The 18224-nt window shown below is 37.4% G+C and carries 19 protein-coding genes and 2 pseudogenes; 19 read left to right on the plus strand and 2 right to left on the minus strand.

Annotated elements, in window-relative coordinates; translation table 11 throughout:
• The first annotated feature begins 170 nt into the window (after window positions 1–170).
• The 19 genes and pseudogenes from AC4PHI_RS00520 (at window position 171) to AC4PHI_RS00610 (ending at window position 15935) form a co-directional block, all read left to right on the plus strand.
• Window positions 171–713, plus strand: a complete 543-nt coding sequence (locus AC4PHI_RS00520; protein ID WP_492200394.1) for a helix-turn-helix domain-containing protein — start codon at window positions 171–173, stop codon at window positions 711–713.
• Between the two features lie 16 nt (window positions 714–729).
• Window positions 730–1827: an ABC transporter ATP-binding protein gene (locus AC4PHI_RS00525; protein ID WP_492200395.1), complete on the plus strand. Its 1098-nt coding sequence runs from the start codon at window positions 730–732 to the stop codon at window positions 1825–1827.
• 21 nt (window positions 1828–1848) lie between these two features.
• Window positions 1849–2646, plus strand: coding sequence for an ABC transporter permease (locus tag AC4PHI_RS00530; RefSeq protein WP_492201503.1), 798 nt, complete (start codon window positions 1849–1851; stop codon window positions 2644–2646).
• Window positions 2643–3476: an ABC transporter permease gene (locus AC4PHI_RS00535; RefSeq protein ID WP_492200396.1), complete on the plus strand. Its 834-nt coding sequence runs from the start codon at window positions 2643–2645 to the stop codon at window positions 3474–3476. The genes AC4PHI_RS00530 and AC4PHI_RS00535 overlap by 4 nt, the downstream gene beginning before the upstream one ends.
• Window positions 3473–4546, plus strand: a complete 1074-nt coding sequence (locus tag AC4PHI_RS00540; RefSeq protein ID WP_492200397.1) for an ABC transporter substrate-binding protein — start codon at window positions 3473–3475, stop codon at window positions 4544–4546. Before AC4PHI_RS00535 ends, AC4PHI_RS00540 begins: the two co-directional genes overlap by 4 nt.
• Window positions 4547–4913: 367 nt before the next feature.
• The gene (locus tag AC4PHI_RS00545; RefSeq protein ID WP_492200398.1) at window positions 4914–5342 is read left to right on the plus strand and encodes a thioester domain-containing protein; all 429 of its coding nucleotides are present in this window, start codon (window positions 4914–4916) and stop codon (window positions 5340–5342) included.
• A 30-nt stretch (window positions 5343–5372) separates the two neighbouring features.
• A complete protein-coding gene (locus AC4PHI_RS00550; RefSeq protein WP_428211745.1) occupies window positions 5373–5660 on the plus strand; it encodes a hypothetical protein in 288 nt (95 codons plus the stop codon).
• A gap of 241 nt (window positions 5661–5901) precedes the next feature.
• Entirely contained in the window at window positions 5902–7908 is a 2007-nt protein-coding gene (locus AC4PHI_RS00555; protein WP_311055488.1) for an ATP-dependent nuclease, read from the plus strand.
• Window positions 7909–9702, plus strand: coding sequence for a UvrD-helicase domain-containing protein (locus AC4PHI_RS00560; protein ID WP_311055487.1), 1794 nt, complete (start codon window positions 7909–7911; stop codon window positions 9700–9702).
• A gap of 273 nt (window positions 9703–9975) precedes the next feature.
• Window positions 9976–11166, plus strand: coding sequence for a replication initiation factor domain-containing protein (locus tag AC4PHI_RS00565; RefSeq protein WP_311055486.1), 1191 nt, complete (start codon window positions 9976–9978; stop codon window positions 11164–11166).
• Complete coding sequence (locus AC4PHI_RS00570) at window positions 11156–11476, plus strand: hypothetical protein (RefSeq protein ID WP_492200399.1); 321 nt, start codon at window positions 11156–11158, stop codon at window positions 11474–11476. Before AC4PHI_RS00565 ends, AC4PHI_RS00570 begins: the two co-directional genes overlap by 11 nt.
• A gap of 13 nt (window positions 11477–11489) precedes the next feature.
• Window positions 11490–11762, plus strand: coding sequence for a hypothetical protein (locus tag AC4PHI_RS00575; RefSeq protein ID WP_311055484.1), 273 nt, complete (start codon window positions 11490–11492; stop codon window positions 11760–11762).
• 66 nt (window positions 11763–11828) lie between these two features.
• On the plus strand, window positions 11829–12050 hold the full coding sequence (locus tag AC4PHI_RS00580; protein WP_207435002.1) for a hypothetical protein: 222 nt from the start codon (window positions 11829–11831) through the stop codon (window positions 12048–12050).
• 7 nt (window positions 12051–12057) lie between these two features.
• Window positions 12058–12567, plus strand: a complete 510-nt coding sequence (locus AC4PHI_RS00585) for an antirestriction protein ArdA (protein ID WP_492201504.1) — start codon at window positions 12058–12060, stop codon at window positions 12565–12567.
• Between the two features lie 52 nt (window positions 12568–12619).
• Complete coding sequence (locus AC4PHI_RS00590) at window positions 12620–12922, plus strand: hypothetical protein (protein ID WP_492200400.1); 303 nt, start codon at window positions 12620–12622, stop codon at window positions 12920–12922.
• Between the two features lie 13 nt (window positions 12923–12935).
• Window positions 12936–13328 carry a conjugal transfer protein gene (locus AC4PHI_RS00595; protein WP_492200401.1) on the plus strand — a complete coding sequence of 131 codons (393 nt, stop codon included), beginning with the start codon at window positions 12936–12938 and terminating at the stop codon, window positions 13326–13328.
• Window positions 13312–14559: pseudogene (locus tag AC4PHI_RS00600) on the plus strand (conjugal transfer ATPase TcpF); the annotation flags it as partial. The gene AC4PHI_RS00595 and the pseudogene AC4PHI_RS00600, both read left to right, overlap by 17 nt.
• Before the next feature lie 183 nt (window positions 14560–14742).
• Window positions 14743–15033: pseudogene (locus AC4PHI_RS00605) on the plus strand (C40 family peptidase); the annotation flags it as partial.
• Between the two features lie 17 nt (window positions 15034–15050).
• On the plus strand, window positions 15051–15935 hold the full coding sequence (locus AC4PHI_RS00610) for a conjugal transfer protein (RefSeq protein WP_492200402.1): 885 nt from the start codon (window positions 15051–15053) through the stop codon (window positions 15933–15935).
• A gap of 407 nt (window positions 15936–16342) precedes the next feature.
• Here the strand turns inward: AC4PHI_RS00610 and AC4PHI_RS00615 are convergent, their stop codons facing one another.
• Both AC4PHI_RS00615 and AC4PHI_RS00620 read right to left on the minus strand, forming a co-directional pair.
• Window positions 16343–17098 carry a DeoR/GlpR family DNA-binding transcription regulator gene (locus AC4PHI_RS00615; protein WP_492200403.1) on the minus strand — a complete coding sequence of 252 codons (756 nt, stop codon included), beginning with the start codon at window positions 17096–17098 and terminating at the stop codon, window positions 16343–16345.
• 103 nt (window positions 17099–17201) lie between these two features.
• Window positions 17202–18077, minus strand: a complete 876-nt coding sequence (locus AC4PHI_RS00620; protein WP_492200404.1) for a MurR/RpiR family transcriptional regulator — start codon at window positions 18075–18077, stop codon at window positions 17202–17204.
• Window positions 18078–18224: the final 147 nt, after the last annotated feature.

Below are 18224 nucleotides of genomic sequence, written 5' to 3' on the forward strand. Positions count from 1 at the left end.
CTTGTTAGGTAAAATCGTAACAAAAAAACGGCGAAAGTTTAAATGAAACGCTTGAAATTCGCTCATGAAAGTTGTATACTACATTTGTTTCTAAACTATTAGTTTAGTATTAGAAAACTTTTGTGTTTTTGAGTTTACTTACACTTAACTTCAAGGAGGAAGAGGATAAAATGGATATCGGGCAGAGAATTAAAAATCTTCGGATTCGTAAAGGGTTGACCCAAGAAGAACTGGGGGAGCGGACAGACCTGACAAAGGGCTATATCAGCCAGTTGGAAAGGAATTTGAGTTCTGCTTCGATGGAAACTTTTTTCTCTATTCTGGAAGTTTTAGGGTCTACCCCGCAGGAATTTTTCAGTGAAGAGCAGGAGGAACCAACCATTGTCTACCGTGAGAGTGAGCGCACGGTGTTTTTTGATGAAGAAAAAAAATACAAGGTGGAGTGGTTAGTATCCAACTCAAACGAAAATGACATGGAGCCGATTTTTCTCACCCTTGAAGAAAAAGGCGAGTACAAGGAATTTGGTCCCTCGCTGTCAGATACCTTTGCTTACGTGATGGAGGGGGCAGTCTGTGTGGAAATCGGTCTGCGCCGTTATTATGCCGAAGCCGGAGAAACAATTTATTACAAAGCTGCGGACAGACACCAGATAAAAAACAATTTTAAAGGGACTAGCCGGCTGCTGCTGGTAGTCACAGAGTCTTATTTATAGAAAAGAGGTCAGGGAATTGCCAAATAATATTATTCATTTCAACGAAGTCCGCAAAGAGTATGACGGAGTGGCTGTGTTGAAAGATGTCAGTTTTGAAATCGAGCAGGGGAAATTTTATACATTATTGGGACCTTCAGGGTGCGGAAAAACGACGATTTTACGGTTGATTGCCGGTTTTATCGAAGCAGATGGAGGAGATATCCGTTTGGAAGGAAAACGTGTCAATGATATCCCCGCCAACCAAAGAAAAGTAAATACGGTGTTTCAGGACTACGCATTATTTCCCCATCTGAATGTTTTTGACAACGTTGCGTTTGGTCTGTCATTGAAAAAAATGCCTAAAAATAAAATTGCAGAAAAAGTTCGAAATGTGCTTAAAATGGTTCAGCTTTCAGGATTTGAAAGCCGTGAAATCAGCGAGATGTCTGGAGGGCAGAAGCAACGGGTGGCGATTGCCCGTGCCTTAGCCAACGAGCCGGAGGTCTTGCTTCTGGATGAACCTTTATCAGCTCTGGATTTGAAATTGCGGACGGACATGCAGTATGAGCTGCGTGAATTACAAAAAAGGCTGGGGATTACTTTTATTTTTGTGACCCACGATCAGGAGGAAGCTTTAGCCATGAGTGATGAAATCTTTGTGATGAATAAGGGTGAAATCATTCAAAGCGGGACACCGGTGGATATTTATGACGAACCCATCAATCGTTTTGTGGCTGATTTTATCGGCGAGAGCAATATCGTCGACGGCATCATGCTGGAAGATAATTTGGTGGAATTTGTGGGTAAACGATTTGAGTGTGCAGACAGCGGGATGCGTAAAAATGAACCGGTGGAAGTGGTGCTGCGCCCGGAAGATATTCAGATTACTTCTGTGGAAAAAGGCAAGCTGAAAGTGACTGTGGACACACAGTTGTTTAGAGGGGTTCATTATGAAATTATTTGCTTTGATACTGACGGCAATGAATGGATGATCCATTCCACACGTAAGGCCAAAGCCGGCGAAGAAGTAGGGCTTTTCTTTGAGCCGGAAGACATCCACGTGATGCGCTTTGGCGAAACGGAAGAAGAGTTTGACGCACGGCTGGAAAGCTACGATGACGAACAGGAGGGATAACCAGTGACAAAAACTAAAACAATGTACTCTATTCCCTATGTTCTATGGCTGCTGCTTTTTGTGGTTGCACCGGTCTTACTAATTGTTTATCAATCCTTTACCGATATGAACGGGGCGTTTACGCTGGGAAATTACGGGAAATATTTCACCTCTGCAACTGCTTTGCGAATGACCTTTAATTCTTTGTTATATGCGGGGATTATTACAGTGGTGGTGCTGTTAATCAGTTATCCTACAGCCTACTTTTTAAGCCGGACAGTTCATAAACAATTGTGGCTGATGTTGATTATTTTGCCCACATGGATTAATTTATTGCTGAAAGCTTATGCTTTTATTGGTATTTTTAGTGTAAACGGGTCGATTAATAACTTTTTAGCATTTGCCGGCTTCGGACGGCAGCAGATTTTGTTTACAGACACCAGTTTTATTTTTGTGGCGTCTTACATTGAGATTCCCTTTATGGTCATCCCGATTTTTAATGCTTTGGAAGAAATGAATCCTTCTTTAATCAGCGCCAGCCGTGATTTAGGGGCGAATACTTGGCAGACTTTTCATCGGGTGGTTCTGCCATTGTCTATGAACGGCGTGCGCAGCGGTGTGCAGGCAGTATTTATCCCGTCACTAAGTTTGTTCATGCTGACCCGTTTGATTGGGGGCAACCGTGTCATCACATTGGGGACAGCTATCGAGCAGCACTTCATGGTCACTCAAAATTGGGGCATGGGCTCAACCATCGGTGTTATTCTGATTTTATCCATGGTAGTTATCATGTTGCTGACAGGAGAAAAAAAGCGTCGTAAAGGGGGCAGCCGTACATGAAGAAAAGAAAAGGCGTCCTAGCAAAGACATACTTATTTGTTGTGTTTGTGCTGCTATATCTGCCGATTTTTTATCTGATTTTCTATTCTTTTAACGCCGGGGGCAACATGAGCGGCTTTACTGGCTTCACGTTGGAGTATTATCAGGCATTGGCAGAAGATACTCGTCTGTTAGGCATTGTGGTAGATACTTTCTTACTGGCTTTTTTGTCGGCTTTGTTGGCAACGGTCATCGGGACTTTTGGTGCCATGATGATTTTTTATACCAAAAACAGGCAAAATAGAAACGTATTATTAAGTATGAATAATATTTTGATGGTTTCTCCGGACGTTATTATCGGTGCCAGCTTTTTGATTTTCTTTACGGTATTGGGCATCAGTTTAAACTTTTTATCAGTGCTGCTTTCCCATATTGCCTTTAGTATCCCGATTGTGGTCTTGATGGTTTTGCCGAGATTAAAGGAAATGAACCCTTCCCTGATTGATGCCGCCCGGGATTTAGGTGCCACAAACTGGCAAATCATTTATAAGGTGATTATTCCTTTTGTCACACCGGGTATCATTGCCGGTTACTTTATGGCATTTACTTATTCACTGGATGATTTTGCAGTGACCTTTTTCGTCACAGGAAATGGTTTTTCTACGTTGGCAGTAGAAATTTATTCCCGTGCCCGTCAAGGCATCAGTCTGGAAATTAATGCTTTAAGTACACTGCTATTTTTATTCTCGATGGTATTGGTGATTGGTTATTACTTTATCAGTCAGGGGAATATCAGTAAAAAGCAAAAATCTTTGAATCGTTCCCGACAGGAGGCGATGGATACATTATGAGAAATCTAAAAGTTCTTTTTATCGGCATTATCGCTATTATCAGTGTATTGTTTGTGGCCAGCAGACAAATGCGCAGTTCTCAAGGTCACACCGGGGATAATACGCTGACGATTTATAATTGGGGGGACTACATCGACCCTGCCTTAATTAAAAAGTTTGAACAGGAAACAGGTTACAAAGTGAGCTATGAAACCTTTGATTCCAATGAAGCCATGTTTACAAAAATTCAACAGGGCGGTACAGCCTATGATTTGACGATTCCCAGTGAATACATGATTCAAAAGATGATGGCGGAAGAGATGCTGATTCCGTTGGACTACGCGAAAATCAATGGCATAGAAAATATTGATTCCCGCTTTATGGATTTGGATTTTGATCCTGAAAACAAATATTCTATTCCTTATTTTTGGGGGACATTGGGGATTATTTATAATGATAAATTTGTTGATGAAGCTAATATCCAGCACTGGGATGACTTGTGGCGGGAAGAATTGCGTGACAATGTGATGTTGTTTGACGGAGCCAGAGAGGTAATCGGCTTGGCGCTGAATAGTGATGGAGAATCTCTGAACAGCAAGGATGACAAGCTATTAGCGCAAGCAGCCCGAAAACTGGAGAAGTTGCCGAACAATGTCAAAGCCATCGTGGCAGATGAAATCAAAATGTACATGATTAATGAAGAAGCTTCGGTGGCAGTAACTTTTTCCGGTGAAGCTTCGGAAATGTTGGACAACAACGAACATTTGCACTATGTGATTCCCAACGAAGGATCCAATGTGTGGTTTGATAATATTGTGATTCCAAAGACAGCTAGAAATATTGAAGGAGCCTATGCGTTTATCAATTTTCTTTTAGTGCCGGAAAATGCCGCTCAAAATGCAGAGTATATCGGCTATTCTACGCCTAATAAAAAGGCTATGGGTCTTCTGCCTGAAGAAATTATCGAGGATGAGCAGTTTTATCCGCCCGATGATGTGATTAATCATTTGGAAGTGTATGAGGACTTGGGGCAGGAATATATAGGGATTTACAATGATATCTTTTTAGAGTTTAAGATGTATCGGAAATAGTGGCAAAACTCAGTAAAAACGGCTTAAAATCAATAAAACAAAGTAGAAAGAAGTTGCCGTTTTTACTGCCAGTTTTCCAATTTTCTACCAAAAGCGGCAAATTTGTCGCTTTTTTCTTGTTATTTAATTTTTTCTACCAGAGTTTTCTACCAGTAGAATAGTTATTGAATTGAGATGGATCAGTCCATGATTTATCTTTGTTTCAATGCGATATACTTTTATTGACTGAAACATGGAAGTTGGGGTACGTTATTTAAAATTGGAAATCTCATGTGCTATAAAGAAAGTGATAGCAAATGAGTATAAAAAATAGAAGTCCTTCTTTTTATCTGAAACTGGTTTAAAGATAGAAAGGAGAAAACAAAAAATGAATAGAACACTGCGAACGGCAGCTACAATGTTTAGTCTAATGACGATTGTAGCTGCTTTTTTTATTGGTCCAGTTATGGCATTAGCCGCAACTGTTACGAATGATCAGGTTGCCAATTATTCATCAACTTGGAATTTGAGTAGGTTTGGCGGGTTACATTGGACGGACGATGCTGTTTACATGAAGAAAGCAGATGGTGTGCCAGCTTTTTGTATCGAGCATGGGGTTGATTTGTGGGGTGGCGCTGATTTTACTCCTTCTGAGTTGACCATTGCTGAAAAGGATCGATTATCGTTGATTTCCTATTATGGCTACCAACTTGATCCAACTGTCTTAAATTATGCAGTTACTCAAAATATTATTTGGGAAGAGTTAAACAGGCAGGAAATAGTGTGGCTCAGGAAGTGGTTTATCAAATTGCTATGAACGCATTTAATTAGAAAAGGGTTGAGTCAAATGGATATTGATGAATTGATTTATACGCTATACAAACTTGCAAAGGAAACCGATGATGAAGAATTGCAAGGATGGTTATTGGATGTCGGATTCTTAGTGAAAAAGAATGGCATTCGAGGTTTGGTGGATGATCCCAACATTGATCCTGAAGATGAGATTCATTTTGATGATTTGATTAGTAAATTACAGGCAATGTCAGATATTGCGAAAAACAAGTTGGATAAAATGAAGGTCGATGATCTTAGGAATACTTTGGTTTCGGATGGGATTGATGGTACTGTTGGATAATAATTTTAGTCTATCACTATAAAATAAAATAACGAGTATCTCTCATTTCACAATGAAATCTCTTTCTGTAGTAATTATAAACCTTTAAAGATAGCATCTATATTACAAACGAGAATAGGTTGTTGAATCAGAAATACCATGACTTAGAATAAAAATTCCATCCCCCTTTTTTAACTGCTATACTATTATTGAGGTATGAATTGATAATTTTGTAGCATATTGACTGGAGGGGAAGGGAATAATGTATTTACGAAATGTGGAACTTTTTAATTGGCGAAAATTTAAACAAGTAGACGATGTTAAACCAGGTGTCACTGTAAAGTTTCAAAAGGGTTTGAATTTATTGGTTGGAGAGAATGATTCGGGAAAGACAGCAATAATAGACGCAATCCGAGTATGTTTGGGTTCAAACACAAGGGATAGGTATTACCTATCTGAAGAAGACTTTACCATGGGTGAAACTAAACTAAAAATTGTTTGCACGTTTGAGGATTTGACAACTAAGGAACAAGCTTACTACTTTGAATGGCTTGATTTCACTAAAGAGTTCACACCATCTCTTAGAATTGTTTTTGAAGCAGAACTATATTCTGACATGAACAAACTAAATAAAATTCGAAGATCAATAACTGGTGGTGCTGAGGGTTTGGAAAATCCTTTTTTGGAAGAAGCTAGACAATTATTAGCGACCACATATTTGAAACCTCTAAGGGATGCTTCGAGTGAACTAAGTCCTGGATATCATTCTAGACTTTCTCAAATTATTCAAAGTCTGCCAACTTACTCTGATAATTCTGAGAAAACAGAAGAGATTTTAGAATCTTTTTCAAATGCTTATGAAGCGTTACGGTCTGAATTAGATGAACCTGTTCTTAATCCTATACGAAAAACTACTGATGTTTTTTTTGATGAAAATACACCTCACTCTGCTAATATTTTAAGTAAAGATGTTAAGTTTGCTGAGTTACTCAGAAAAATTGAATTGAAATTTGACGAAATTGGTTCAGGGTTAGGAAGTTCGAATTTACTATTTATAGCCCTAGAATTACTCCTATTAAATCAACCTAATACCATTGGACCAAGAATAGCCTTGGTTGAAGAGATCGAAGCTCATATACATCCGCAAGCTCAACTTCGAATTATAAAACATTTAGAGAATGATATTCAAAACTCACATTCTCAAATAATATTAACCACTCACAGTACAACCCTTTCGTCAGTTGTATCTGTTGATAAAATCATTATGATTTATAAAGACCAAACTTTTTCAATGGATACTAATGAGACAAAACTATCAGAAGACGACTACAAATTTCTTGATAGATTCTTAGATGCTACAAAAGCAAACCTATTTTTTGCTAAAGGTGTCATTTTTGTAGAAGGTGATGCTGAAAACCTACTATTACCTACAATTGCTGAAGTCGTAGGCTATCCTCTTCACCGGTACGGAATATCAATTGTAAATGTTGGGAGTCTCGCATTCAAAAGATATTCTTCTATTTTTTTAAGAAAAAAAGATCCTTTTATGCTTTTTCCGGTTGCTATTTTGACAGACTTAGATTTGAAACCACCTTGTTATTTCAGTGATGTAGGAGTTTCTTATATACGCTTAAGTGAGACTATGGTTGAAGAAATAAGTCAAGGGCTCAACTTGAATTTAGATGAATTAGAGCTAACTAACCATATCTTTATAGAGAAAAAAGAAATTATCGAGAAGATTGTGCGATTGTCTCGCAAATCAAAGAATTCTGAAAACTCAGCAGAAACCCTGACTACTATTACTAAGCAAACAGAATCTTTAGTTGATAATGTTTTGTCCAATTATTCTGAAACAACCACATGTTTCCAAGAGATGCTTGATGCAAAGCAGCTAGCTATTAAGGAAAAATTATTTGATAAAGTAGAAAACACAAAAGTAATTCTCTCAACCCCTTGGACATTAGAACACACTCTCTTAATGAGTAGCCTAAAAAATGAATTAACAGATATAATCTTAAATCAGGCATACACTCTTATAGCTCATAGAGAAAAAATGAAGAAAAAATGGGAGGAGATTGAGGATGAACTCGAATATGCAACAACCGTGTATTCTTTTTTCATAGAAAAAAAGATTTCTAAGGCTATTTGCGCTCAACTTCTATCAGACAAGCTTCTGACTGACACCAACAAGTATAAAAATTTAATAGCAAGTTGCCCAAAACTGAATTATTTAGTAGAGACAATAAAACATGCGGGAGGAATGAGTTAAATGTTATCTAATTTATCATTCTTTTCTGAATTTGAATCAAAACTGTTGTATGGTGGTTCCTTTTCGAAAGAACAGATTAGCTTTATTGATTCTTTTGAATCTTGCTACTTTGATGCATGTCCAGGCTCAGGAAAAACAACCTCATTAAGTATGAAAATCGCTTTATTGTTAAAAAAATTGTCTGATGAAGGTTCAACTGAAGGGGTTTGCGTAATAACTTACACCAATGTAGCTGTTCAAGAAATTGTAAAATCCTTAAAATCATTGGGGATAAATAGTATGCGACACCCTCATTTCATTGGAACGATAAACGAGTTTTTTAATCGATATTGTGTTGCTCCATATTTAAAGAAGAATTTCAAATGCAATACACTGAATTTCATAGAAGAGGATTCGAGTGCGAACAAGTATATGAATTCTTCCTATAGAATTTTATTATGTAATCAAAACGGCTGGCTAAGAGCAAAAGATAAAGAAGGTATTTTGTCTGCGTATGCTTCTAGAGCTTGCAACTACCCGTTTATGTTTGATAGTTCTACAAAAGAATTAGTACTACAAAACACAGATGAATGGAAAAAATTTGAAGATGCTCGAAAATGGATAGAGCCAGTTAGAATGGCAAGATTAGCTAAAGGATATTTAAGACATGCTGAAACCTTTTCTATATCTGAAGCATTTTTAGCTAGTAGTAATCACTATAGCAAAATCATTGCTCAAAGATTTAGGTATGTTTTTGTAGATGAATATCAGGACACTAATTCTTTAGGTACTAAGCTTCTTTTTGATTTATTTAACAGTAGTAACCATGTTTTTCAGTTGGTTGGTGATCCATATCAATTAATCTATGAAACAGATTTCAAAAAGCACATTTCAATTCCGACGAAACATTTATCTGAAACGAAACGTTTTTCACAAGCTATTGCTAATCCGCTAAATGTTATAGCAGGAAAAAAGACTATTAGAAGTACCAATAATTTGAGAAACTCGCACCAACCTGTTTTACTACTATATAAGGATCCTAGTAAAATCCCTGATGCATTCTCTGAAATCATTTCCACTTTTTCTGAGAATAACAATAGTTTTGTGAGCGATGTTGAGAACAGTAAAATTTTAGTTCGTCTGAAAGCTAAGACATGTGACCTTTTTCCTAGTAAGAAATACGTAGAAAAAAATAATGTAAGTAAAGGGATAAGTACTTATCAAATAAAACGAAACCTGGATGATTTACTAATTAATAAAATAATTCTTAATAACCCTGGACAGCAATACGATAAATCAATCCTTTCGGAAAAAATAGTTAATAGTGAAGACTACAGTCTCATTATTGGAGAACTGATAACTTTTTTAATTGAAAAACAAGGGAACTCAAATAGTCTTGTTCTATCAATCAATAACTTACTTGGGAAACTATCGGGAGGGAAAATAAATAAAAACAACAGATTTATTAAATATGTTTTAACATTTTTTGATATTGCTCAAGAAGAGAAATCCTCAAGTTTGACTTCTGATGATGTGTTCACAATACATTCGTCAAAGGGAGAAACACTAAAATCTGTCTTAATATATGGAAAAGGCAAAACGAAAAACTCGGACTGGGAAGATTTAGATGATGTATTAATGGAAAGCTATCTCAAAAATGGCGATACTGTTTTTAGCGAACAAGATAGAAATCATCTTTATGTAGCCCTGAGTCGTACTAAATACCTTAATGTATATGCTTTGCCCCAGGAAAAATTTAGCGATGAGCTCTATAACAAAATGAAAAATGACTGGATATTTCAGTCAATAATTTAAATCGTTCTGTCAAATAAAAAACATAAATTAGTAACTTCCATCAAGCAACAGCCGACGCGGCACCCCAGTGCTGAGCGGCGAGCTGGCAGCTTGCCTTTGTGGCGCGCTTGCGCGCCGCAAAGAAGAAACCCCCAGTATCTAACTAGGGGGGTAGTAAATACTTGTTTTACAACTGAATAATCACTAAGAACCTTGATGTATCAAGTGGTTTCTTAGAAATATCGGATGAGAAAAAATCACCTCTTTTTTCTCATCTTTTTTGTTTGGAGGGAAATGGTGAATTTTGCACAATGGCTTAGAGAAAAACGAACGGAATATCAAGTTTCTCAACAGCGATTAGCAGTTGAAAGTGGGTGTTCCAGAAGATACATCAGTATGATCGAAACGGAGAACTATCGCCCATCGGAAAAGATGCAAGCAGCTATCGTTACTGCGTTGGAACAACTCAATCCAAACAAAGGGTTGGAACTTGTTTTTGATTATGTTCGCTTGCGCTTTGATACTCATGATGTCAAACATGTGATTGAAGGTATCCTGAAGATCAAGATGAAATATATGTTGTATGAGGATTATGCCTTTTATGGCTATATCGCTAAATACGTGTATAGCCATATTCAAGTCATGATTTCACCAGAAGAAGATGAAAAAGGAACGCTGATCGAATTGAAAGGTCAAGGTTGTCGAGAATTTGAAAGCTTGTTGGTGGCTCAAGGTCGAAGTTGGTTTGATTTTTTTATGCAGTGTGAAAAAGAGAATGTTCATTATAAACGAATCGACCTTGCGATCAATGATAAGGTTGGTTTTTTGTCGATACCGTATTTAGCTGAAAAGTGTCGACGTAGAGAATTGACTTCAAAGTTTCGCTCCTTTCAAGAATTGGGTTCAGGTAAGTTTGCTGAAGAATCCGAAGAACAATTTGTTGGGACGACGCTCTATATTGGCTCGCTGAAAAGTGACATCTATTTTTGCTTCTATGAAAAAAACATCGAACAGATGATTAAAAAAGGAATGCCCTTAGAGGAAGCTGATATCAAGAATCGGTATGAGATTCGCTTAAAAAATGACCGTGCCTATCATGCGATACAGGATTTATTGATTTACCGCAATTGCGAAAAGACAGTCTTCAATATTATTCACTCGTACATCACCTTTTTAGAAGTGAACAAAGCTAAGAAGAAATCCAAATGGGCAATGGATGCTTCTTGGGCACACTTCATGGGTGAGAATCGAGAACAATTAAAACTGACTACGGCGCCTAAACCTATCGAATTGGATCAGACAATCGCTTGGGTACGAAAACAGGTGGCTCCAACGTTGAAAATGTTACTACTAATTGATCAAGGGAATCATACCCATAAGATCAATGAATTATTGAATGAAACCAATCTAAGCAAGAAACACGAAAAAATGATTGAGCAGCACACGATCATGGTAAAGGAATTGATGGTGGATGATGGAGAATGAGCCGCTTTTTAGCATCAAGGAGGAAGGGAATCGTTACCTGTTTAATATCTATTGCTATCAAGATGAATTGGTTGGAATCGAAGAAGATCCCTCGTATTTACAATTGTTTCAAATGTCTGAGTATGGTTCGCCAACAGACTATTTTGATTGGCGAGCGTCTCAAACAGGCTTTGGTTCGCTTCTTAATGTATCAGGAAATGCTTTACCAAAAGATCATCCCAACTATCGCTCCTACAGACAACAGATGCACGCTGCGGGGCGAGAATTGAAAAAAGACTTGAGAAAATGGAGGAATCGACTTCGAAAGTAAGTTGACGAAGCGTTTGAGAAAAAGTGGTTTTCTATGTGGCATAGAAACGATTGTCTATTACCGAACACTAGGAAAGTTTACCACTCTTTATGTTGAAGCAGAAAAAGATAGTTCACAGCAGAATACCGTCTATAGTTTTTATAAAATGCAATGCTTTCCAAATGGAAAAACAGCCTTCAAGGTGTATTGTGACCACGCTCCACTGGTCGTTGTCATCAAACGAGTGGAAGCTTTTGCGCTTTATCTGGAACAAAACAAAGAACAAGTAGGTCGTTGGTTTACCTAAGCAAAAAAATCAAAATTTTATGAAGGAGATCAAAACAAGTCAAACTATGAGAGAAAGGGAATGTCTATGAATTTTGGAGTAAATTTATTTAATTGGTTCACTAGTAATGCGCAATCCCTCGTATTACTAGCAATTGCCGTCATCGGTGTGTACTTGGGATTCAAACGAGAGTTTTCTAAATTGATTGGTTTCTTGATTGTCGCGGCAATCGCTGTCGGATTGGTGTTTAATACGGCCGGTGTGAAAGATGTCTTATTAAACATCTTCAACACGGTCATCGGTGGGTAAAATGACCATGAGTGTCGATGATATGCAAGTTTATATTGCCAACTTAGGAAAATACAATGAAGGAGAACTGGTTGGCGCCTGGTTCTCCTTTCCCATTGATGAAGAAGAGGTGGCTGAAAAGATTGGATTAAATGCAGAATATGAAGAATTTGCCATCCATGATTACGAAGCACCGTTTCCAATTAATGAGTACGATTCAATCGATCATTTGAACCATCTGTATGACTTGATCCAAGAAATTGAAGGAACTCCGATTTATGAGGAACTTCAAGAAATTTTGGGAACTTGGTTCAAGGATGTCGAAGAATTATTGGAACACAAAGAGGAAATCATTTGTTATGCCGATTGTGAATCCATGCGAGATGTCGCTGAACACTATATCGAGGAAACGGGCGTACTGAATGCTTTACCAGAAAATATGCGCTACTATTTCGATTATCAAGCACTAGGTCGAGATATGGAAATTGAAGGGAACTATTTGGTTACCTCACACGGTGTATTTGAATACGCCGGATAATACTACGGGCAGATCGTTCATTCGGTCTGCCTTTTTTACTAAGGAGGATATTATGTACCGCTACAAAATCAAAAATACTGAACGTTTGGAAGAAGAGATCGACAATTTGCTCTCTTTTCCCTTACTGAAAAAGCAACTCAAAAAAAGATTATTTGAGGCAGTTGTTTCCGATGCCAAAGAAAACTGCGATTATCTAACTCCTGAAAAGTTATTCGAAGAAAAAGAATATGCGGTATGGTTCCATACGGTTAATTATCCTGAATTTAAAACCGGGGTTGCTCGCTACGATACATTCATCATCTATCGTTGTCAATTGGCGGATAATCGCCAAGATATACTCATTACTTTGGAATAGGGAGGAACGGACCATGAAGAAAATACGCAGCTACACCAGTATTTGGAATGTCGAAAAAGTCATCTATGCCATCAATGATTTGAAGCTGCCGTTTCCAATCACCTTTAATCAGATGACGTGGTTTGTATTGTCTCTTTTCTTGGTAATCTTCCTTGCCAATGTGCCCCCATTGTCGTTAATCGATGGTGCCTTATTGAAATATTTGGGCATACCAGGGTTCATTGCTTGGTTTATGTCTCAAAAGTCCTTTGATGGGAAGAAGCCAATCGGATTCCTTCGTTCCATTTTTCGATATTATTCAAGCCCAAAGGCAATGTACGGCGAGAAGAAAGTCAGCGAAAATGCGGTAGTGTTGGAAGTCCGTATCACGTATGCAAGGAGTGAAGTCATTGGATTATCCAATTAAATATATGGAAGAGAACCTCGTGTTTAATCAAGAAGGAGAATGTTTTGCCTACTACGAATTAATTCCCTACAACTATTCGTTTCTAAGTCCAGAAGAGAAATTCAAAGTACATGATAATTTCCGTCAATTAATCGCCCAATATCGGGAGGGGAAGATTCATGCCTTACAATTAAGTACCGAATCTAGTATCAAGGAAGTCCAAGAACGTTCGAAAGCGACAGTCAAAGGAAAACTAAAAGAAACCGCCTTGCAACATATTGATGGACAAACCGAGGCATTGATTGATTTGATTGGTGAAAATCAAGTAGATTATCGCTTCTTTATTGGCTTTAAACTGGTATTGAATGATCAAGAGGTCAATCTAAAGAGTATTTGGAATGAGTTTGTGCTAGGCATTCAAGATTTTGTTCATGGCGTCAATACCAACCTGATGGGCGATTTTGTTCAAATGAGTGCCGCTGAAGTCGAACGTTATCAAAAGCTCGAGCGGCTATTAGAAAACAAATTGTTGCGTCGTTTTAATTTCCGACCGTTACACAAAGATGATTTCGGGTATATTTTGGAACACTTGCATGGAAATGATGGATTAACCTATGAAGACTATGAATTTCATTTACCTACAGAAGAAATAGACGGACAAAAGCTGGTTAAGAAATACGACTTGATTAAGCCGACTCGTTGTATGATTGAGCAAAAACAGCGCTATTTAAAAATCACCAATGAAGACAACGAACTATTTGTCTCGTACTTTACCATTAACTCTATTGTCGGTGAAATGGATTTTCCCCATAGCGAATTGTTTTATTACCAGCAACAACAGTTCTCTTTTCCAATTGATACGTCCATGAATATTGAGGTGGTAACGAATCGCAAAGCTTTGACAACCGTACGGAATAAAAAGAAAGAACTCAAGGATTTGGATAATCATGCTTGGGAAAGTGACAATGAAACAGCGAATAATGTAGTAGAAGCCTTGGATTCAGTTAACGAGTTAGAAGCTACTTTGGATCAAACAAAAGAATCCATGTACAAATTGAGCTATGTAATTCGTGTTTCTGCACCGACCTTAGACGAGTTAAAGAAACGCTGCAATGAAGTCAAAGATTTCTATGATGATTTTAATGTCAAATTGATTCGTCCCTTTGGCGATATGTTGGGGTTGCAGAGAGAATTTATTCCTTCTACGAAACGCTTCATGAATGACTACATTCAATATGGTGCGACTCGTTTCCCTATAAGTGCATAGGCACGAAATGGGAGAATTATCAAGAGCTAAAGATATCTGTCTTTGTCTTTATCCTGACAGGGATCATGATTTTCTCACAAATTCTCTTTATTGTCTTTGCGGTGTTTCTACCAATCAGCTTTTTACTCTCTATGATCCCGAGTTTTAATCATCTAATGAAAACCACCATTTGATTGTAGTGGCATCGTTCAATGGTGTTATGGAAAAGCAGGGATAGCTTTACCACGAACTGCTCAGATGCAATATAACGTCACACAACATCTTTCGCTAAGTGAAGCCAAACCAGGAGACTTGGTATTTTTCCATTCGACATACGCAACATCGGATTATGTGACTCATATCGGGATTTATGTAGGAAACAATCGGATGTATCATGCCGGCGATCCTATCGGTTATGCAGATTTGAATGAAGCCTATTGGCAAGCCCATTTGATTGGTGCGGGAAGAGTAAAACAGTAAGTGGAAAGGATCATGACATGAAAAAAATCAAAGTAAAAAAGATCGGATTACGAAAAAAGACAACGGGTGCTTTATGGGCACTATTGATCATTAGCGTTGCTTTTGGTATTTATAAAAATTTCACCGCCATTGACCAACATACGGTTCACGAAGAGAAAGTGATTGAAACGAAGGTACTGGATACTAACTTTGTTTCTAGTTATGTGGAAGAGTTCGTCCAAGTATTTTACTCTTGGACTCCTACAAAAGAGGCTTTGGAACAACGGACGGAAGAATTGAAACAGTATTTGCCGGATGATTTGCAGCAATTAAATCAAGAAATGATTCGCTCGGATATTCCGACAAAATCAACGGTAGAGGATATAAAACTTTGGAGTATTGAACCATTAACCAAACAGGATTACCAAGTATTGTTCTCAGTTAAACAAAAACTTGAAGAAACAACAGAAAGCCAGACAGAAGTTAAAACGGTAAAAGCTGCCTTTTCATTAACTTTACGTACAGATGGTGAATCTAGTATTTCTATCGTGTCCAATCCTGCAATGGCGGCACTTCCTAAAAAGTTGGAAGTAAAATCTGAGCCGTTACAAGATGATCTAGCAGTTACGGCAAAAGACAAAGAAGAAATCACTCAATTTCTAAATACCTTTTTTACCGCTTATCCAAAAGCAAATAAGACGGAGCTTCAATATTATTGCGATGTACCAAACATTGAAGAGATCAACAAAGAATACATCTTCTCAGGTATCCAATCCATTAATTATTTCACTTCGGAGAATGCCATCAGTGTTCACGCTGTTGTCGATTATCTGAATACTGAAACGAAAGCGACAATGACTACTGCTTATGATTTGCTTGTGGAAAAAAGAGATAGCAAGTGGATCATTGTTGATGGAATCTAGCGGTATAACACACTTTTATGCGGTAAAATAGATTATCAATAAATGAGAAGGTGAGTTTATGGTATGGCATTTCTATCTTGCGTGGATATTTCTAGGCTTGGTATCAGGATTCTTCTACAAAAGAGTTCATAAAACAAATGAATTTTTACTGGTTCCATTGTATTTTGGATTGTTCCTCGTTTTTGGGGCTTTATTTTTGATAGGTCTGGGTATAGTAATTTATGTTCATTTCTTTAATTAATCATCTAGCTATGTATAAAAAATCATGTTTCTTCAAACAAGAATAATTTCGAGAAAATCGGCATAGGAAATATACTATCTTGGAGTCACACATCAAACGATTATACAAAATAAAAAACAAGCATTCAGATGTTCATTTTGAATGCTTGTTTTACTTTGATTGAATCTTAATAAAGGAATTCCATATCGTATTTTTTTGCAGCCTCTAAATAAGCATCAGAGGGTTTACGATCAGTAACGATAAAATCTATAGAGTTGAAGGGTAATAGTTCATAAAAGAAACTTTCATCAAATTTAGTACTGTCTGCAAGCATTACGGTGAGATCAGCATAATTACTATAATATTTTTTTATCATTGCTTCCTCAATGGTAAATTCAGTGGTATTTTCAGGTGTAATCCCTCGGCATGACATGAATGCGATATTTGCTCGATGTTTAGATACATATTCACAGGCATCCGGGCCATTAATACTGTTTCTTTTTTTGTATATTTTCCCACAAGTAACACTCACGTTATTATTGCTTTCTTCCGAAAGATAATGGGCTGTTTCAATGCCGTTTGTAAGAACGTTTATGTCACTGAACTCGGCCACCTTTTTAGCAAAATGGAGACAAGTACTGCTTGAATCAATGAAGATATTTTCCCGACCCTTTAAAAAATCCCGTGCTATGTCAGCAATATAAGATTTCTGGGTATTATTCTTAGCGTTCCTCATAGTGAAAGGCCATTCTACTAAGCTAGAAACAATCGCTTCAGCTCCGCCAACCGTCCTTCGAAGAAAACCATCTTCTTCTAAGACCAACAAATCTCTTCGAATGGTTGGTTTGCTGGCAAATAATAGTTTGGATAAATCATCGACTGATAAAAACTTTTTTTCATCTAGAAGATTTAAAATTTCCTGTCTGCGTTCTTCGGGGGTCAATGCAACTTTTGCCTCCTTTTAGGTAAAATAATGCGATTTAAGTAACGAATCAGCTGATGATCGGTAAAGAGATGCTAAGTAGAAAACTATCGAAACCTGAATATTAATAGTTTTTAGTTTCCACCATGGTATTCACTTTGTGCAGAATAGATGTGTATTTTTCATAATCACTTAGCAGAATACCAGTATAGAGCATATCGACTAAGGAAAGAAGTGACATCCTTGAGATCATTGTTTCACTGTAAAAAGTTGTCTCATGATCACCAGTCAACAAATTAATATCCGAATACTTAGCGATGTGAGAAGCCTTATAATTAGTCAGGGCGATAGTCTTAGCACCGGCTTCTTTAGCAATTCTCAGTGTATCAACTGCATCAATGGTGCTGCCGGAATGTGATATAGCAATAGCAACATCATTCTCATCAAGGGATAAACAGCTCAACTGTTCCAAATGGTTGTCTGAGAAAAAGCGGGCATCCATTCCTATCCGAATTAACTTACTAACAAAATCCAACGCAATACTTCCGGAGGTTCCTACGCCAAATATGTCAATTCGATTTGCTCCGATAATCGTCTTAATCGCCTGATCATAGGCAGCGTAATCAAATATTTTCATCGTATCTTCCAGCCCTTTGATAGAGGCGTTAACCACCTTTTGTGGTAGATCCTCAATGTTGTCATCAGGTGAAATGTTCAAGTCCACAAATTTTTGGATCTGGCTGCTATTGGTAGAAGATTCTCTTCCCCAATCACGTAAAATTTGTGATTTGAAGTCGCTGTAACCACTAAAACCGATAGCTTTTGTAAATCTGACAACTGACGGATCGCTGGCACTTGTACGTTCAGCCAATTCTGAAAGGGTCAGGGTGGATACTTCATACTCTTTGGATAAAACATAATCAGCAATTCGCCGTTCTGATTTGCTCAAAGAAGAATAATTCTTCTTGATTGCTTCTGTATAGGTTTGATTCTCTAACAATGTCCTCATCCTTTTTTTGTAGTATAGCTACATTGTACATATGTTTTTTGGATTAGTCAATTTTTCTAGTAAATCTCTAAGTGTCAAAAACACTGTTATATAGGCAAAATAAGCATTAATGTATTTTTACTACTTTTTGCTATTTAC

This window comes from Vagococcus sp. QWL-13 (assembly GCF_058683555.1).